Source organism: Hafnia paralvei, from assembly GCF_020150375.1.
Classification (GTDB): Bacteria; Pseudomonadota; Gammaproteobacteria; order Enterobacterales; family Enterobacteriaceae; genus Hafnia; species Hafnia paralvei.
On sequence record NZ_CP083737.1, the window covers coordinates 2,461,761 to 2,479,933 of the forward strand.

15 protein-coding genes are annotated in these 18,173 nt (G+C 47.4%); 12 read left to right on the forward strand and 3 right to left on the reverse strand.

The genetic code is table 11. From position 1 onward, the window contains the following. Positions 1-142: 142 nt before the first annotated feature. The 3 genes from K9N75_RS11680 to K9N75_RS11690 are packed head-to-tail and all read left to right on the forward strand — an operon-like array spanning position 143 to position 2,006. Complete coding sequence (locus tag K9N75_RS11680) at positions 143-1,330, forward strand: sugar transporter (protein ID WP_224451625.1); 1,188 nt, start codon at positions 143-145, stop codon at positions 1,328-1,330. 21 nt (positions 1,331-1,351) lie between these two features. Beyond that, positions 1,352-1,819 carry a tetratricopeptide repeat protein gene (locus tag K9N75_RS11685; RefSeq protein ID WP_224451626.1) on the forward strand — a complete coding sequence of 156 codons (468 nt, stop codon included), beginning with the start codon at positions 1,352-1,354 and terminating at the stop codon, positions 1,817-1,819. Then, positions 1,812-2,006, forward strand: coding sequence for a hypothetical protein (locus K9N75_RS11690; RefSeq protein ID WP_224451628.1), 195 nt, complete (start codon positions 1,812-1,814; stop codon positions 2,004-2,006). The genes K9N75_RS11685 and K9N75_RS11690 overlap by 8 nt, the downstream gene beginning before the upstream one ends. A 439-nt stretch (positions 2,007-2,445) precedes the next feature. Here K9N75_RS11690 and K9N75_RS11695 read toward each other — a convergent pair whose 3' ends face one another. Further along, positions 2,446-4,449, reverse strand: a complete 2,004-nt coding sequence (locus K9N75_RS11695) for a peptidase U32 family protein (RefSeq protein WP_224451629.1) — start codon at positions 4,447-4,449, stop codon at positions 2,446-2,448. Between the two features lie 621 nt (positions 4,450-5,070). On the opposite strand from K9N75_RS11695, the gene fnr reads away from it, so the two are divergent. From fnr to tus, 3 genes are all read left to right on the forward strand, one after another. Continuing rightward, on the forward strand, positions 5,071-5,826 hold the full coding sequence (gene fnr, locus K9N75_RS11700; protein ID WP_224452608.1) for a fumarate/nitrate reduction transcriptional regulator Fnr: 756 nt from the start codon (positions 5,071-5,073) through the stop codon (positions 5,824-5,826). A gap of 207 nt (positions 5,827-6,033) precedes the next feature. Further along, positions 6,034-6,993 (forward strand): universal stress protein UspE, encoded by a 960-nt coding sequence (gene uspE / locus K9N75_RS11705; protein WP_130974569.1) that lies wholly within the window; start codon positions 6,034-6,036, stop codon positions 6,991-6,993. A 205-nt stretch (positions 6,994-7,198) separates the two neighbouring features. Continuing rightward, the gene (tus, locus tag K9N75_RS11710) at positions 7,199-8,131 is read left to right on the forward strand and encodes a DNA replication terminus site-binding protein (protein WP_008813533.1); all 933 of its coding nucleotides are present in this window, start codon (positions 7,199-7,201) and stop codon (positions 8,129-8,131) included. 21 nt (positions 8,132-8,152) lie between these two features. Here the strand turns inward: tus and fumC are convergent, their stop codons facing one another. Beyond that, on the reverse strand, positions 8,153-9,553 hold the full coding sequence (fumC, locus tag K9N75_RS11715; RefSeq protein WP_130974568.1) for a class II fumarate hydratase: 1,401 nt from the start codon (positions 9,551-9,553) through the stop codon (positions 8,153-8,155). Positions 9,554-9,749: 196 nt separating this feature from the next. Between fumC and manA the strand changes: the two genes are divergently transcribed. Further along, positions 9,750-10,925: a mannose-6-phosphate isomerase gene (gene manA, locus K9N75_RS11720; RefSeq protein WP_008813535.1), complete on the forward strand. Its 1,176-nt coding sequence runs from the start codon at positions 9,750-9,752 to the stop codon at positions 10,923-10,925. A 213-nt stretch (positions 10,926-11,138) separates the two neighbouring features. Then, on the forward strand, positions 11,139-12,635 hold the full coding sequence (locus tag K9N75_RS11725; protein ID WP_008813536.1) for a YdgA family protein: 1,497 nt from the start codon (positions 11,139-11,141) through the stop codon (positions 12,633-12,635). 204 nt (positions 12,636-12,839) lie between these two features. Here the strand turns inward: K9N75_RS11725 and malI are convergent, their stop codons facing one another. Continuing rightward, a complete protein-coding gene (gene malI, locus K9N75_RS11730; RefSeq protein ID WP_020303739.1) occupies positions 12,840-13,871 on the reverse strand; it encodes a Mal regulon transcriptional regulator MalI in 1,032 nt (343 codons plus the stop codon). A 281-nt stretch (positions 13,872-14,152) separates the two neighbouring features. Between malI and malX the strand changes: the two genes are divergently transcribed. The 4 genes from malX (at position 14,153) to K9N75_RS11750 (ending at position 18,044) form a co-directional block, all read left to right on the forward strand. After that, positions 14,153-15,748, forward strand: coding sequence for a maltose/glucose-specific PTS transporter subunit IIBC (malX, locus tag K9N75_RS11735; RefSeq protein ID WP_096080818.1), 1,596 nt, complete (start codon positions 14,153-14,155; stop codon positions 15,746-15,748). An 87-nt stretch (positions 15,749-15,835) separates the two neighbouring features. After that, positions 15,836-17,011 carry a MalY/PatB family protein gene (locus K9N75_RS11740; protein ID WP_008813539.1) on the forward strand — a complete coding sequence of 392 codons (1,176 nt, stop codon included), beginning with the start codon at positions 15,836-15,838 and terminating at the stop codon, positions 17,009-17,011. A 235-nt stretch (positions 17,012-17,246) separates the two neighbouring features. Continuing rightward, positions 17,247-17,516: a type II toxin-antitoxin system TacA family antitoxin gene (locus tag K9N75_RS11745; protein WP_061060037.1), complete on the forward strand. Its 270-nt coding sequence runs from the start codon at positions 17,247-17,249 to the stop codon at positions 17,514-17,516. Between the two features lie 3 nt (positions 17,517-17,519). Then, positions 17,520-18,044 (forward strand): GNAT family N-acetyltransferase, encoded by a 525-nt coding sequence (locus K9N75_RS11750; RefSeq protein WP_224451631.1) that lies wholly within the window; start codon positions 17,520-17,522, stop codon positions 18,042-18,044. Positions 18,045-18,173 lie beyond the last annotated feature (129 nt).

Here is an 18,173-nt window from a genome sequence, read left to right on the forward strand (position 1 = left end):
TTAAACCATATTAATCAGCAGAGTAACCGATCTCACTCATTGCTGCTTTCCCGTCGTCCTATCACCTATAAATCCTGAACATTTAGCAGTATGATGCTCACTACTGCTCTATTTTCTCCATTCTCCTAACTTAGTAAGCGCAATGAATAAAACTCCTGTTTCCCGTAAAACCGCATGGTTAAGGGTGATTACCCTTGCGGTGGCTGCCTTTATTTTCAATACCACCGAATTTGTCCCCGTTGGTTTACTGTCGGATATCGCGGCCAGTTTCTCGATGAGCACCGCGCAAGTGGGTCTGATGCTGACTATTTACGCATGGGTGGTTGCGCTGATGTCTCTCCCGTTCATGCTAATGACCAGCCAGATGGAACGGCGTGGGCTGCTAGTGAAAATATTCGTGCTGTTTATTGTCAGCCATGTGCTTTCGGTGGTGGCTTGGAATTTCTGGATTTTAGTGATTTCACGAATCGGCATTGCGCTTGCCCATGCGGTATTTTGGTCTATCACCGCCTCTCTGGCTATTCGCTTGGCCCCAGCGGGGAAAAAGGCGCAAGCGCTGAGTTTGCTGGCGACGGGTACTGCGTTAGCGATGGTTTTAGGGCTGCCACTCGGGCGAATCATCGGGCAATATTTAGGCTGGAGAACCACGTTTTTGGTCATCGGTATCTTGGCCACGATAACGCTAATCTGCGTACTCAAACTGCTGCCTAAGCTGCCAAGCGAACATTCAGGCTCGTTGAAAAGCATCCCGATTCTCGCTCGTCGCCCAGCGCTGCTGTGCTTATATGCTTTAACCGTGATTGTGGTGACGGCACACTACACGGCCTACAGCTACATCGAACCCTTCATCCAAACCGTGGCATCCATGAGCCAAGGTTTTGCCACCATGTTGCTATTGATACTCGGCGCGGCAGGGATTATCGGCAGCGTGCTGTTTAGCATGTTGGGTAATAAACACCCTACTGCACTCATCATTGGCGCCATTGTGCTGCTGGCCTTAAGCCTGTTGCTGTTGTTGCCTGCCGCCGCGAGCCCTCTGTGGATTGCCCTGCTTTGCGTCGTTTGGGGCGTGGCCATTATGACCATCGGTTTGGGAATGCAGGTAAAAGTTCTCGCGATGGCGCCGGATGCGACCGATGTTGCCATGTCGCTTTACTCGGGCATCTTTAATATCGGCATTGGCGCAGGCGCTTTGCTGGGAAATCAGATCAGTATTCATTTCAGCATGGCAAACATTGGCTATATTGGTGCAGCACTGGCGTTAGTTTCTTTCCTGTGGTGCGTGTTTATTTTCCGCCGCTATGCCGAAGTAATGGCTAAAGGCTATTAATACTGACTGGATGGGGAGCGTATGATTTTATCGGCTTTGAAGGCGCAGAACTATGCGTTAGCACTGGATACGGCAGAAGCAGAGTTAGCCATTATCACCAACTCAGCGTTGAACCACTATTATGCGGCATGGGCGTGTGATGGTTTGGGGCAAGAGAACCGGGCAATTCCTCATTATGAAAAGGCTATTGCCCTGGGATTGCCCGACGCTGATTTAAAAGAGGCTTACTTAGGGCTCGGTAGCACCTATCGAGTGACCGGCAATTACCAGCAGGCCTATGATCTTCTCACTCAGGCCGTGGCGCATTTCCCAAACGACCGTGCGCTACAGGTGTTTTATGCGCTGGCGAAATACAGCATGGGCGATGCAAAAAGTGCGCTGCGTGACACCCTGTTGCTACTCACTAGCACCACACAGGACGACACGATTCTAGCTTATCGCAAAGCGATCGATTTTTACGCACAAGATTTGGACTTTATCAGTGATTAGTGCCGTTTTGACGGGCTTCTCCCGCCATTTGCAACTGGCATTCCAACATGGCGCACTCAACCGCCTTAGCCAGTTTTTGCAAACCTTGGTCGACTTTAATGAACCTTACCTAATGAAAAAGAACAGGAATGCCAATGCTGTCATTATTCCTGTTACCCATTTCCATTTTTGGGATTTCTCAAAATAAAAAAAGACTATCTGGGATATGAAGATAAAGAACAATATTAGTCCGCCAAAAATTTTCCCATTATCACTACTACTAGTATTAAGTGAACCTTGAGGAAGCGTCGGATCCATATCGTATACAACGTCGTATTTATCTACCATAGATAAATAAATAGTTAACATGCACAGTAGATAAAAAAGAATAAATACAATCCTAATAAATTTATTCATGACGCCATGCTCCTATTACCAGACCAGTCTATTAACGTGTTGCCAATTTTTGACAACAAAATCAACATGTCACGAATCCGCTTTGGTATGGCCCCGCTTCAATTCGTTGTGCTAATAAGTCGTCTAGGTGTTGATAGCGCGTCATTGTGACCCCTTAATAGTCATGGGTATTACTCAAGCCTCTCCCGTTTGTGGAGAGGCTTGAGCCGAGCACACAGATTGGCAAGTGTCTAGCGACAAACTTTAGCTTTTGTGGCGCTGGCTGATTTGCTTGGCAACGTTTTCATCAATTCTTCAGGTGAAACTGATGCAACAACGCTGCCTGGAAGCGGCATCTTCAAAATGTGATTTTTAATTTTGCCGATCACATGCATTTCACACGGTTTACAATCAAATTTGAGCGTTAACACTTCATCCTGATGGATTAACTGCATTGGTGATGCGCGCCCTTTTACCCCCTGCACACCTTTGGCCTGTTTAGGACACAAATTAAACGCGAAACGCAGACAGTGTTTGGTAATCATCACCGGAACGTCACCTTTCTCTTGATGTGCCTCATAGGCCGCATCAATCAGTTGGACGCCGTAGCGCTGGTAAAATTCACGGGCTTTATGATTGTAAACGTTAGCTAAAAACGTCAGGTGCGTTTCGGGATAAACCGGTGCTGGTTTCGAAACTGCTTTACGATGACCGCGCTGATACGCATGTAAACGCGCCTCTGTCAGCATATCGATAGTTTCGCGCCGCAGCTGATTGAGCAAACCATTAGGCACAAAATATGCCGTAGGCAGATTGATTTCGATCCCCTGAGAAAAATAGATGCTCTGCCCGAGTTTTGCCAAACCGTCATGCAAATTGCTAAAGGCTTTTTCTGGCTGTTTGGCCACGTCGAAGTCACCTGCTAATGTTTGGGTCACGCTAACGCCGTCTGCAGCGGTTGCGGTTAACATTAGTTGGTTTTCATTACCTTCTAGACGCAGTTTGACGCCGATGCGTCGCTCACTCGACGTTTTCAGCAACGCTTGTTGCCAATTGTGGTCTAGATTGCGGTTCAGCGGATGATGAGGACGAATATTTTTCAACGCATCCAGCATTTCGTTAGGCCATACGCGGAAGCTATTGGCCGTGATTTTTTCCACTTTACTCGCACGAAAACCGACGATATCGCGCTTAATCAATACGTTCAAACCATCGCCATTAGTCAGTGGTTCGGTCACGCTGACATCGATATGATCTTTACCAACCTTCAGGATTTCACCCATCGGCAAACCCACGAATTTTGGCGAATCAAACGCGCCGATATCCATTTTGCGCTGATTGACAAAGTAATCAGTGCTGCCACGGTGAAAAGTTTTATCTGGGGACGGCACGAAGAAATGCTCGGTGCGCCCCATGGATGCCGGCGCCAACTCTGGACGTTCGTTCATAATCGCGTCGAGGTGCTGGCGATAATAAGCTGTGATATTTTTCACATAGCTCATATCTTTGTAACGCCCTTCAATCTTGAAAGAGCGAACGCCAGCATCAATCAATGCGATGAGATTTTGGCTCTGATCGTTGTCTTTCATCGACAGCAGATGTTTTTCATAGGCGACCACGCGCCCCTGATCGTCTTTCAACGTATAGGGTAAACGGCATGCCTGAGAGCAGTCGCCTCGGTTTGCGCTGCGCCCTGTCTGGGCATGAGAAATGTAGCATTGCCCTGAGTAGGCAACGCACAGCGCACCATGGATGAAAAATTCCACGGTCGCATCGATGCTATCACTAATATTTTTAATCTGACTTAGGTTAAGCTCGCGCGCTAAAACGATCTGCGAGAAGCCCACATCGGATAAAAATTTGGCCTTTTCTACGCTGCGAATATCGGTTTGCGTACTGGCATGCAGTTCAATTGGCGGGATATCCAACTCGAGGATGCCGAGATCTTGCACGATCAGTGCGTCGACGCCGGCGTCATACAGTTGATGAATTAACCGGCGTGCGGGCTCTAATTCTGCATCATGCAAAATGGTGTTGAGCGTCACAAAAATTTTTACGCCATACCGATGGGCAAAAGTGACTAACTCAGCAATATCACTCAGCGAGTTGCCTGCATTATGACGTGCGCCGAAATCCGGCCCGCCAATATAAACGGCGTCTGCGCCGTGCAAAATAGCCTCACGCGCAATAGCAACATCGCGCGCAGGGCTGAGGAGTTCAATTTTATTCTTGTGGGATACGTCGCTTCGTAGCATGGATTAACCGTCTTGGTGAAAAGGCGAAAACGTGGCTATTGTAGTCTGGAATTTTCACTTCACAAGGAAACCTCACCCACATTGAGTGATTCTTTTCAGATATTTTCCAATTCAGCTCAATAATCAAAAAACAGCCAGATATATCTCATAGGGGCTAAAATCGAGCGACCACGTTTGCTTACATTTTACTTTTGGCTTTTTTAACGTATTGCAGCGTGCCGTTGAACAAAAATAAATTTTTAAACCAATTATTAATATTGTATTTAGTGAGTGGTGAAGATATTTATTCATTTGCGACAATTTATTAACGTATTTTTTTTAAGACTGCCGCTAGGCCGCTCCAGCTATGAGTTTCACACCAGCCCGTAAAGGGGAATCCAAAAAAACGACCTCCATTTTATTTGCTATTCATTAACATGAAAAACAAGTAACACAAATAAATACAACATACACATCTCTTTGTTGTGACGTTGTCACATAAAACAAACTCAATTTCGGTCACATTTCCTAAAGTTATGTCTACTTAAACGTCAAATTATCGTTTGGATCAACAACAGGGTTTATTCTCTCCCCTAAAAGATGTTAAAATTGACCAATATCAATATTGCTTGGGCATTACCTATGATTCCGGAAAAGCGCGTCATTCGTCGTATCCAGTCTGGCGGTTGTGCGATCCATTGTCAGGATTGCAGCATTAGCCAGCTGTGCATTCCTTTTACTCTCAATGAGCACGAGCTGGATCAGCTTGACAACATCATTGAGCGTAAAAAGCCGATTCAGAAAGGTCAGGCGTTATTTAAAGCCGGTGATGAGCTGAAATCGCTGTATGCCATTCGCTCCGGAACCATTAAGAGCTACACCATCACCGAGCAAGGTGATGAACAAATTACGGCTTTCCACCTTGCAGGCGATCTGGTGGGATTTGATGCTATCGGTAATCAGCAGCATCCAAGTTTTGCTCAGGCACTCGAAACCTCAATGGTTTGCGAGATCCCGTTTGAGACTCTGGACGATCTGTCGGGCAAAATGCCAAGCCTGCGTCAGCAGATGATGCGTCTGATGAGCGGTGAGATTAAAGGTGATCAGGACATGATCCTGCTGTTATCCAAGAAAAACGCCGAAGAACGCTTGGCGGCTTTTATCTACAATCTCTCCCGCCGTTTTGCTCAACGTGGTTTCTCTCCACGTGAGTTCCGTTTGACCATGACACGTGGTGATATCGGTAACTATCTGGGACTGACTGTTGAAACCATCAGCCGTCTGCTGGGACGTTTCCAAAAAAGTGAAATTTTAAGTGTGAAAGGTAAATACATCACCATCCAAGATGTTGATGCGCTTTCGATGTTGGCTGGCAATCCCCGCTCAACCAACGAGTAATGGTTCAGATAGTTTTCTGAATGATATTAACCCGGGTCACTAATTTCTAACGGATTTTTTCCGATTAGTTGATCCGGTTCTCTTCTATTCCCTACTTTGTTTTCCCATGATGGTTTACTCTTAATCTGTAAGGCCTATTGTTGTATTTGTCCCTTGGACGATAAAACAGTGCAATGCACACATTATTTGGGTTAGCGAGGAGGCGGTATGGCGAAGTATCAGAATCTTCTGGTGGCTATTGATCCCAATCAGGATGATCAACCGGCGTTGCGCCGCGCTGTTTATCTGGTCCAGCGAAATGGCGGACGCATTACGGCATTTCTGTCTATCTACGATTTTTCCTACGAAATGACGACCTTGCTCTCGCCCGATGAGAGAATGTCGATGCGACAAGGTGTTATCAGTCAACGCTCTGCTTGGATCAAAGAGCAGTGTCGTTACTATCTGGAAGCGGGTGTGCCTATCGAAATCAAGGTGGTCTGGCATAACCGTCCATTCGAAGCCATTATTCAAGAAGTGATTAGCGGCAAATACGATTTACTGCTGAAAATGGCACATCAGCACGATCGCTTAGAATCCGTGATTTTCACCCCCACCGACTGGCATTTGCTACGTAAATGTCCTTGCCCTGTTTGGATGGTAAAAGATCAGCCTTGGCCACAGAACGGCACTGCTCTGGTGGCGGTGAATCTATCAAGCGAAGAACCCTACCACGATCCACTTAATATTAAATTAGTGAAAGAATCACTCGAACTGGCAGAGCATGTTGACCATACCTCTTTGCATTTGGTCGGTGCTTATCCTGTAACGCCAATTAACATTGCTATCGAACTACCTGACTTTGATCCGAACATTTATAATGATGCCATCCGTGGGCAGCATCTGCTCGCGATGAAAGCGCTGCGTCAGAAGTTTGGTATGAAGGAAGAATGCACTCACGTAGAGAAAGGCTTACCTGAGGAAGTGATCCCTGATGTGGCAGAGCATCTGAACGCTGGCGTTGTTGTTTTAGGTACTTTAGGCCGCACAGGCATTTCCGCGGCATTTATTGGTAATACCGCTGAACATGTTATCGATCATCTGAAATGCGACTTGTTAGCTATTAAACCGGATGGTTTCCAGTCGCCCGTAGAACTGGACGACGACGATGAACATGATGATGAATGAGTACAGATAGATCTCTATCAAAACCTCCGTTTTACGGGGGTTTTTGATTACCTACGCTTGCCTTCCCTACGCTGTTCAGCGCAGTTGATTCTTTGAGATACCATATACCGCGTTAGTTAACTATTTTCTGCGGAGTTAAAGACGATCTCTTTTTTATAGCTTACAATGTATGTTGTAACTAAATAGCGATAGAAAAAGGTGCACTATGTCTGCTAACCATGTCATTGATCGAATGAACGTTTGCTTCCACCAGCTTGAGCAAGGCCTAATTGAAATCGATGCCGTTCTTAAATCGCTCACGCCGTTGCAAGCGAACGTCTTTCAATTGCCCGATATCGAAAAAGGAAAAGAGCATGATGAAGTCACCCACATTAGCGTTATCCCTTGCTCCGGTGAAACCGCATTTGATGCAGGATTACAGCATTTTCGCCGTCTGTTCATTCACCATCATGCACAGCATATCAGCAGCAAAGCCGCTGTTCGCCTTCCCGGCGTGCTCTGCTACTCTGCCACCTATTCGCAGGTGAAATCCACCAGCGCCCTTATTAGTGAGGTTAACCAGCTAAAAAAACAGTTGGAGAAGATCATTGCCGTAGAGTCCGGTCTCCCCCCCGAGCAACGCTTTGAGTTCGTTCACGCGCACCTTAAAGGCTTAATTACACTGAGCGCCTATCGTTCGCTAACGGTATTACATAACCCAACCACCGTACGTTTTGGTTGGGCAAATAAGAGCGTCATCAAAAATATGCAGCGCGATGAGGTCATCGCTCGCTTAGAGAAAAGTTTAACCGCCAACCGTTCTGTTCCCCCCTATTCTCGCGAACAATGGGCTGAGCTGGTGAGTCAAGAATTAGAAGATGTCATGCGTTTGCCTGAAGGGGCTAAGCTGAAGATAAAGCGGCCGGTAAAAGTTCAGCCCATTGCACGCGTTTGGTATCAGGAAGAACAAAAACAGGTACAGCATCCTTGCAGTATGCCGTTGATTTCCCTAACAGATGAGTTTAGCGAGACACCGGTTCCCTTGCTGGGCGATTTAGGTGACTACGACGCGGACAATATTCAGGTAAAACATCGCCCGCGCGCGAAAAAGCTTGAGCTCCTGATACCTCGCTTGCATCTTTATCGAGAGCTGGATTAAAGTGACAACGTCACGGAGGTATCATGATCTAATGGTGCTCCCCACCATGTCTTGTGGTCTAACCCATTCGTCAAACTGAGCCGCCGTAACATAGCCCAGCATCAAGGCTGACTCTTTGAGGGTTAATCCCTCGTGGTGAGCCTTTTTAGCAATTTCAGCCGCTTTATCATAGCCAATATGGGTGTTAAGCGCGGTGACTAACATGAGAGACTCATTTAATAACTGATTGATTCGAGGCCGATTAGGTTCAATTCCGCGGGCGCAGTGTTCGTTAAAGCTTTCTATTCCATCGGCGAGCAGGCGCACGGATTGTAAAAAGTTATGAATAACCAGAGGTCGAAAAACGTTGAGTTCAAAGTTCCCCGAAGCACCTCCGATATTCACCGCGACATCATTCCCCATCACCTGAGCACAAAGCATAGTAACGGCTTCACACTGAGTCGGATTCACCTTGCCCGGCATGATGGAACTGCCTGGTTCGTTTTCAGGAATGCTGATTTCGCCGATGCCACAACGTGGCCCAGAGGCAAGCCAGCGAACATCATTGGCTATTTTCATCATCGATGCGGCTAGGCCTTTTAGCGCACCGTGAGCCTGTACCAAGCCGTCACAGCTGGCCAAAGCCTCAAACTTATTCGGTGCAGTCACAAAATCACAGCCACTCAGTTGTGCGATCGCTTTTGCCACCCGCACAGAATATTCAGGATGCGTATTAAGTCCAGTTCCAACCGCAGTCCCTCCCAAAGCCAGCTCATAAAGGTGTTCAAGTCCGTATTCAATATGCTTTTTGCTGTGTACAAGCATCGCAACCCAGCCTGAGATCTCTTGCCCGAGCGTTAATGGCGTTGCGTCCTGTAAATGCGTGCGGCCGATTTTCACGATGTGGCGAAATTGGTCTGATTTTTCCTGCAAGGTTTGTATCAATACATCCATCTGCGGCAAAAGCTGCTGGCGGATTGCCACCACCGCCGCCACGTGCATCGCGGTTGGAAATACATCATTCGAGCTCTGACTTTTATTCACGTCATCATTGGGATGAACTTTACGCTCATTGCCACGTTCTCCGCCCAATAATTCACTGGCGCGATTCGCCAGAACTTCGTTCATGTTCATATTGCTTTGCGTACCCGAACCGGTTTGCCATACCGCGAGCGGAAACTCCTGATAACGAAAACCATCAATAACTTCCTGCGCAGCCTGCATGATCGCTTCGGCTTTCTCCTCGCTTAATAAGCCAAGATCTAGATTCACCTGCGCAGCCGCTTTTTTTACCACCGCCAACGCATCAATTAACGCCTGCGGCATTTTCTCCACCGAAATACGGAAATGTTCCAATGAGCGCTGCGTTTGAGCTCCCCACAACCGCGCCTGAGGAACATCAATATCGCCCATAGAGTCTCGTTCAACGCGCATAGCTGTCATATTTTCTCCTTGGTTATAAATACCAAACTCCGGTGAATGGTTAGCTTATTTAATGAGTATAGCTTTATATCAACTGGTTAGAATGTGAGAGCTCGTCTAATTTCTTACATCAATATCCTTGCGTCAGGTGCGCTATCTCCTGTTTACTTACCACAATCACTTTATATCGCTTTAACTTCACCTTAGGTTGATACCAATGCAAAAGATGATCAATGCCGTACAAAACTATGCTTGGGGTAGTCACGACGCACTCAGCAATCTTTATGGTTTCCCAAATCCAGACAATAAACCCATGGCAGAGCTATGGATGGGCGCGCACCCGCTAAGTAGCTCCATGGTTTTAGATAAAAATGGCCATAAAGTGTCGCTACGTGACGAAATCGCCAAGGATCTGAATGGAAATTTAGGGAATGCGGTGGCAAAACGCTTTGGAGAGCTGCCATTTTTGTTCAAAGTACTCTGCGCAGCACAACCTCTCTCGATTCAAGTACATCCAAGCAAACATGCAGCCGAAGAAGGCTTTGCGCGTGAAGAGTCAGCTGGAATTGCAATTAACGCCGCAAATCGTAATTACAAAGATCCTAACCATAAGCCTGAATTGGTCTATGCCTTAACACCATTCAAAGCAATGAACGGGTTCCGCGAACTGACTGAAATCGCGCAATTGCTACAACCCGTCGCTGATGCTCACCCAGATATCGCGCAATTTATCCAGCATCCCGATGAACAGCATCTCGCCGCGTTGTTCGGGAATTTGTTGAGTATGACGGGCGAACAAAAAGCCCATGCACTTAGCGTACTTGCCGAGGCGCTGAACCATCAACAAGGTTCAGCGTGGGACGCTATCCGCAGTATCGCTCAGGTGTATCCGGACGATAGCGGACTGTTCTCGCCATTGCTGCTCAACACCATCGAGTTAACCCCTGGGCAAAGTATGTTTCTGTATGCCGAGACGCCACATGCCTACTTAAACGGCGTAGGGTTAGAGATTATGGCTAACTCCGATAACGTGTTGCGCGCAGGCCTAACGCCAAAATATATCGATGTCCCAGAACTGCTGGCCAACGTGAAATTTGTACCTAAACCGGCGAACTCACTGCTGACGACGCCTATTATCACTGGTAACGAAACGCGCTTCCCTATTCCCGTGGAAGACTTTGCCTTTGCCGTACACACGCTAACCGACGCACCACAGTCCTTAGCGCAAGAGAGTGCCGCAGTGCTGTTCTGCATCGAGGGCGAAGCAACATTAAGCAAAGGTGAGCAGCGTATTACGTTAGCACCGGGAGAGTCTTGCTATCTTCCTGCGAATGAGTCACCGGTGATCGTCCAAGGTCATGGGCAGTTGGCTCGTGTATTTAACGAACTCTGAGCACATAAGAGGATAAACGAGGCTAAAACCCTCTTTAGAAAATTCTCTTTTCTTAGCTAATTCAGATTAGTATTTGCTAATTGGCGTTGTTTACCGCCACAATAAAAACGCCTGCGGGCGTTTTTTGTTTATGCTCGCCACAAATTTTTTGATACGCCGTTGATGGGACATCTCCCTGCGGCAGCACATTCAAGGCTTAAGGAAGAACATAATATGAAAAAATCAGCTGTCGCGGTCGCGGTCATCGTGGTTTTAGGTGCCGCTTGGACCGGAGCCTCTTGGTATACCGGCAAGCTCATTGAGCAACGAATGACGACTGAGGTCGAGAACGTTAATAGCCAGCTCAACAACTATTTCCCTAAAGCAGGTTTAAAACTCAGCTACGAAGACTATAACCGTCACCTGTTCTCCACCGATGTGCGCTATATTCTGCAAAACGATCCGAGCTTCAAAGGCGAACCAAGCCTCAAAGCCGGTGAGCAGATTGTCCTGAAAGAAACCATTACTCACGGCCCCTTCCCGCTAGCACAGCTCAAGAACTTCAACTTTGTGCCGAGCATGGCGTCTGTACATACCGAATTAGAAAACACGCCTGCGGTAAAAGTGCTGTTTGATGCCACTAAGGGTAAATCGCTGGTCGATGCTGATACCCGCATCGCCTACAACGGCGATACGCAATCGAAAATTACGCTCATTCCTGTCGACTACGCGAAAGATAAAATTTCGGTGAAATTTGACGGTGCAGTAATTAACGCAGATGTAGCTAAAGATCTTTCCACGCTGAAATTCGATATGAACAGCGATAACGTCGTGATCTCTGCGCCAAATGAGATGAGCCAGCAAGAGCAAATCACTCTGCAAGGTTTCACGATGGAAAGTGATAGCCATCGCGGCAAGTTCGATCTGAATATTGGCTCACAGAAAATGAATGCCAAGCATCTGTCGGTGTCTGTCGATGGTAAAGAGTCGGCAGTGTTAGATGGCTTCAAGCTAGACGCTAACATGGGCGAGGATGATAAAAACCTCAATGGCGTTTTGAACTACACACTCGATGCACTAAAAATCAGCGGCAAAGATTTTGGTCAGGGCGCATTAACGCTGAAATTTAACGGTGTTGATGGTAAGGGATTGAAAACCTTTGCCTCACAGTACAATGATTTTATCAATCGCCAACTGGCCCAAGGCGATGACCTCGATCCTGATGTATATCAACAAGAATTAGCGGCATTGGTTGAAAAGAACATGCCAGCGCTACTCGCCGGTAATCCAACGCTGAATATACAACCACTAAGCTGGAAGACCTCTCAGGGTGAAAGCCAGTTTAGCTTGGATCTCAACTTAGTGAATCCTCAACCTCAAGCAGAAACCGCCGACGAACCACTGATGTTGCAGTCAATCAAAAAACTGGATGCAAAACTGGCTATCTCCATGCCAATGGCGACTCAGTTAGCGTCTCAAGCGGCAGAACTAGAAGGTTATAACGCTGAAGATGCAAAACGCTTAGCGGGACAGCAAGTTCAAGGCATTTCAGCTATGGGCCAAATGTTTAAACTGACAACGCAGAAAGACAACATGATTTCTAGCAGCTTCAGCTATGCGAATGGTCAGGTTGATTTGAACGGCACCAAAATGCCTCTCGCTCAGTTTGTTGGCCTGTTTGGCATTTTAGGTGGCATGCAGGATCAGGGCGAAGCCCCTGCAGGGAATTAATTTCCGTCACTGAACAACACCTACAACGTAAACGGCCCCGATTGGGGTAATGCTGATCGTTTAAGAAATCGAGATACACGGGGCTAGCACACCGCGGGGCGCTCCGGCAGCTAAAGCTGCTACGACCCCATCGGTGTACTTCCCCTAAAATCACGCTTAAGTGACCGGCATTACCCCAAAAGGGCCGTTTTTTTAACGGATATCTTACGCAGAACCTCTGGCAATAAGTTTTGGTGGCAAAATAATATGTTGGGCCTGTTCATCCGGCGCATCAATGCGCTGTAGCATACGATTTGCCGCGCTATAGCCAATTTCACGCGCAGAGCTACTGATGAACGTCAGAGGCGGATCGGTAAGCTCAGCTTCTGGCACATCGCCAAAGCCTATCAGTGCCACCTGACGGTTATAGTAGCTTTCATTTTCATCCTTACCGACGCTGTTTCCCATCCCGATTACGCCAAAATAAGCGCCCATGGCAATAGAGGCTTTATGACACAAGATGGCTGTCACCTTGGGATAATGGTTAAGCAGCGTTTGGGTGGCCTGAGCTGCGGCCTGTTGCTTGCATTCACACTCGATAATCCATTCCGATTTGAACGGTAAGCCGTACTGGATAAGCGTGCCGCAGAATCCGCCCAGCCGTTCAGCGCGCGTCAATGAGCTGCTTTCGCCCCCCAAATAAGCGATCTGACGATGACCATGTTTGATCAGATATTCTGTCGCTATCTTTGCCGCCTGCGAGTTATCAGGGCGAATGACGTCGATATCATCAAATTCGCTGGCCCGTGCAGCACATACTAGCGGTAAATGCATTTCTCGCGCTTTTTGTTTCATCTCATCACTGAGAAAACGCCCACTGCCTACGATAATGCCATCAACGCCATAGCCGCTGAGGCTATCTAAGCAACGCGCTAAATTGCGTCCGTTTTTACCGCACTGAGTAAGAAACAGCACTTTTCCCTGCGCTTCAAGTACTTCACTGATGCCAGCGGCGACTTCGGCATAAAACGGCTCGCTGATATCACTTACGATAAGACCAATCACATTCGACACGCTTCCGCGCAGCATGGCTGCCTGCTGGTTGCGCACATAACCCAATGTCTCAATGGCGTGATTGACACGGCTGCTGGTTTTATCAGAGATGCGCCCTTTCCCACTGAGGACCAAAGATACCGTGGTCACAGACACGCCAGCGTGTTGTGCAACATCGGTGATAGTGATTTTTTTCGAGTTCATGCCGTTTTTATTCACTTATGGGTAGCTTATCGCGCTCAATTGCATGGTTATTTTACCTTATTTTTTAGTAAAACATTTAATCCGATCTCGCATAATTCACATTAACACCGATTCTGAGAACTGTGATCCGGCAAATGGTTTTGTTTGGTAAAACGTTTTATCTTCTTTTACCAGAATCGCTGAATACCCGTCGATAGATTTGTAGGTCATTTTAGTTTTATACGTCATTTTAAAATTTCATTAAATTAAGAGCAGTCAAGGATCTTTCATCAGGAGTCGTCATGCCCACTCAGACCAAACAAAAAATCACGCTGTGGGAGTTTTTCCAGAGTCTAGGAAAAACCTTTATGCTACCCGTGGCACTGCTGTCTTTCTGCGGCATTATGCTGGGAATTGGTAGCTCGCTGAGCAGCCGTGATGTATTAACGTTATTACCCATGCTGGATAATGCCCCACTCCAGTTGCTGTTTACTTGGATGAGCAAAGTCGGCTCTTTCGCATTCAGCTTCCTGCCAGTGATGTTTGCAATTGCTATTCCGCTAGGTATGGCGCGGGAAAATAAAGGCGTAGCGGCATTTGCCGGTTTTGTCGGTTTTGCCGTGTTTAATCTAGCTACCAACTTTTATCTGACCACCAAAGGTATTTTACCCACCGTTGATCCTTTGGTGCTGAAGGCAAACAACATCCAAAACATCATCGGTATCCAGTCTATCGACACCGGTATTTTGGGTGCTGTGATTGTCGGGATCGTGGTTTATCTGCTGCACGAACGTTTTAACACTATTCGTCTCCCCGATGCGCTAGCCTTCTTCGGCGGTACACGCTTTGTGCCTATCATCACCACGCTGGTGCTTGGCCTATTAGGCCTGCTGGTTCCATTGATTTGGCCTTGGTTCGCGATGGGGATCAACGGACTCGGCAAGCTTATTCATAACGCTGGCGTCTTCGGCCCCATGATTTTCGGCTCCGGCGAGCGTCTCCTGCTGCCCTTTGGCCTGCATCATATTCTGGTGGCGTTGATCCGCTTCACCGAAGCTGGCGGTACCATGGACGTCTGTGGTAACAGCGTTAGCGGCGCATTGACCATTTTCCAAGCACAGCTTTCTTGCCCAACGACACACGGCTTCTCCGAGAGTGCGACACAGTTCCTTTCTCAAGGCAAAATGCCTGCATTCTTAGGTGGATTGCCAGGTGCTGCGCTGGCAATGTACCACTGTGCTCGTCCTGAGAACCGTCATAAGATTAAAGGCCTGCTGATTTCCGGCGTGGTTGCCTGTGTGGTTGGTGGTACGACTGAGCCTCTGGAATTCCTGTTCCTCTTCGTCGCACCATTCCTGTATGTGATCCATGCTATTTTGACCGGTTTGGGCTTCACCATCATGTCCATGCTGGGTGTGACTATCGGTAATACCGACGGCAACATTATTGATTTCGTGGTCTTTGGTATCCTGCATGGCTTACAAACGAAATGGTATCTGGTGCCGGTGGTTGCAGCGATTTGGTTCGTGGTCTACTACGCGATCTTCCGTTTTGCGATTACTCGTTTCAATATCAAAACGCCGGGACGCGATGTTGATAACAGCGCGACTAGCGAGAAATCGGCTAAAAATGCCTCTTCCAGCAAGTCTGGCTACGATGTGCCGGGAATTTTGACCGCCTTAGGCGGTGCAGAGAATATTGTCTCGCTCGACAACTGTATTACCCGCCTACGCCTGTCAGTTAAAGATATGTCGTTGGTTGATGATGCAACGCTAAAGAATCTCCGTGCAATTGGCGTCGTACACTTGAACGAGCACAATTTACAAGTTGTTATCGGACCACAGGTACAGTCAGTCAAAGATGAATTAGACTATCTGATAGCTCAGCCGAGTGCTTAATTTTTATCATTGATTCGGGGCGCTAAGCGCCCCGCTTTATTTATCTAATCCCTCATTCGAGCAGATATCATAAAAGGCGAATGAAATATGTTTGATTTCTCTAAGACTGTTGACCGTCACGGCACTTGGTGTACCCAGTGGGACTATATTGCCGATCGATTTGGTGCCAATGACCTGCTGCCATTCACCATCTCCGATATGGATTTTGCTACCGCTCCCTGTATTACCGAAACATTAGAAAAACGCATTGCGCACGGTGTTCTTGGTTATAGTCGCTGGCAGCACGAAGATTTCCTTGGCGCCCTACGACACTGGTATGCCAAACGCTTCAATAGCGCCATTGATACCGACACCGCGGTTTATGGCCCTTCGGTCATCTATATGGTCGCCCAGCTCATTCGACTTTGGTCTCAACCGGGCGAATGCGTGGTAACCCATACCCCCGCCTACGACGCGTTTTATAAGGTGGTACTAGGTAATCAGCGCCAACTGCTCTCCTGTCCATTGAAACAAAAAGAGGGCGAATGGTACTGCGATATGGCTCATCTGGAAGCGCTGCTGGCTCGTCCACAGACCAAGGTGCTTTTATTGTGTAGTCCGCAAAATCCAACGGGTAAAGTTTGGACGCAGGCCGAACTGCACATCATGGCCGAGCTCTGCGAACGCCATGATGTTAAAGTGATTAGTGATGAAATTCACATGGATATGACGTGGGGAGAACACCGTCATACTCCTTGGAACGAAGTGGGAAAAACACCGTGGGCATTGCTTACCTCGGCCTCTAAATCGTTCAACATTCCCGCCTTAACCGGTGCCTATGGCTTTATCAACGATCCTGCGACTCGAGATGCTTATTTCCTACAGTTGAAAAGTAAAGACGGCCTTTCCTCTCCCGCTGTACTGGCGGTGGCAGCGCATATTGCCGCCTACCGTGAGGGGCAACCGTGGCTGGATGAGTTACGCGGTTATCTTCAGGCTAATTTGGAATATGTTGCCCATGAGCTCAATGCCGCATTCCCACAGTTGAATTGGAAAATCCCACAGGCAACCTATCTGGCCTGGATTGATCTACGCGCACTCGCTGTCGATGATCAAGCGCTACAGCGCATATTAATTGACGAAGAGAAAGTCGCTATCATGCCCGGTTTTACCTACGGTGAAGAAGGACGCGGATTCGTGCGACTTAACGTAGGCTGCCCACGCAGCAAAGTTGAACTCGGGGTACAAAAGTTGATTTCAGCCTTAAACAAGTTAGTTAAATAACCCTGCCGAAAATCCCCCGCCGCGCATATCGGTGGGGGTATTCCCCTGTTCGATTCGCATCCCATTTGTTCAACAAATCGACTTACCCGTTGAAAGATGATGCGATCGCGCCTATAGTTAGCGTACGGAAAATTTCCGTACAGTATCATTCAAGTTTGGTTTCCTTTTTTGACTAAAAGAGAGCTGAAACAATAAGTCTGACAGTGACTAAACGCCCGCTGTCGAGGAGTACATTATGTCCGCCCTAAAAAAACAACGTATCGATCTCAGACTCACCGATGATGACAAAAGCAAGATCGAAGAAGCGGCCGCAATGACCAACCAAACTATCACCCAGTTTATGGTTGCTAGCGCCGCTGAACGCGCAGAGGAAGTCATTGAGCAGCATCGTCGTCTCGTTCTCAACGATGAGTCGTGGAATTTGGTGATGGACGCTATCAGCAATCCGCCAGCCCCAAACAGTCGGCTGAAACGAGCATCGAAACGTCTAGCGAGCATGGAGTAAAACATGCCAGATCTCGCTATTGAGATTTTTTCGAACGACGTCGAATATGATTTTGCTCATTTCGACTGTGGTGAAGAATCTCTCAATATATTCCTCACCAATCATCTTGCCCGCCAGCACAACGCTCGAATCTTACGGGGTTATTTGCTGGTCACCAAAGAGCCAAAACCTAAAGTCGTAGGATATTACACGTTTTCTGGCAGTTGCTTCGAGAAAGAAACGCTTCCTTCAAACACACAGAAACGGAAAGTACCTTACGCTAATGTGCCCAGCGTCACCTTGGGGCGACTGGCTATCCAAAAAGAGTTGCAGGGACAAGACTGGGGAACAACGCTGGTAACTCATGCTATGAAAGTCATCTATCACGCGTCATTGGCGGTCGGCATCCATGGTATGTTTGTCGATGCTCTTAACGAAAAAGCCAAGCGGTTCTATCTTCAACTTGGTTTTATTGCGCTTACAGGCAATAACGCAAACTCGTTGTTCTACCCAACAAAATCCATCGAAAAGCTGTTTGAAGACGAATAAGTTTCGCCTATCTTTCGTCATCACACTAAATACTGTGTTTATATACAGCACCCCGTAAAACGGAGACTTTCCGCGATTATTTGTGATAAGCGTCACATTTTTATGCAACTCACTAGTATTTTGCAGTGT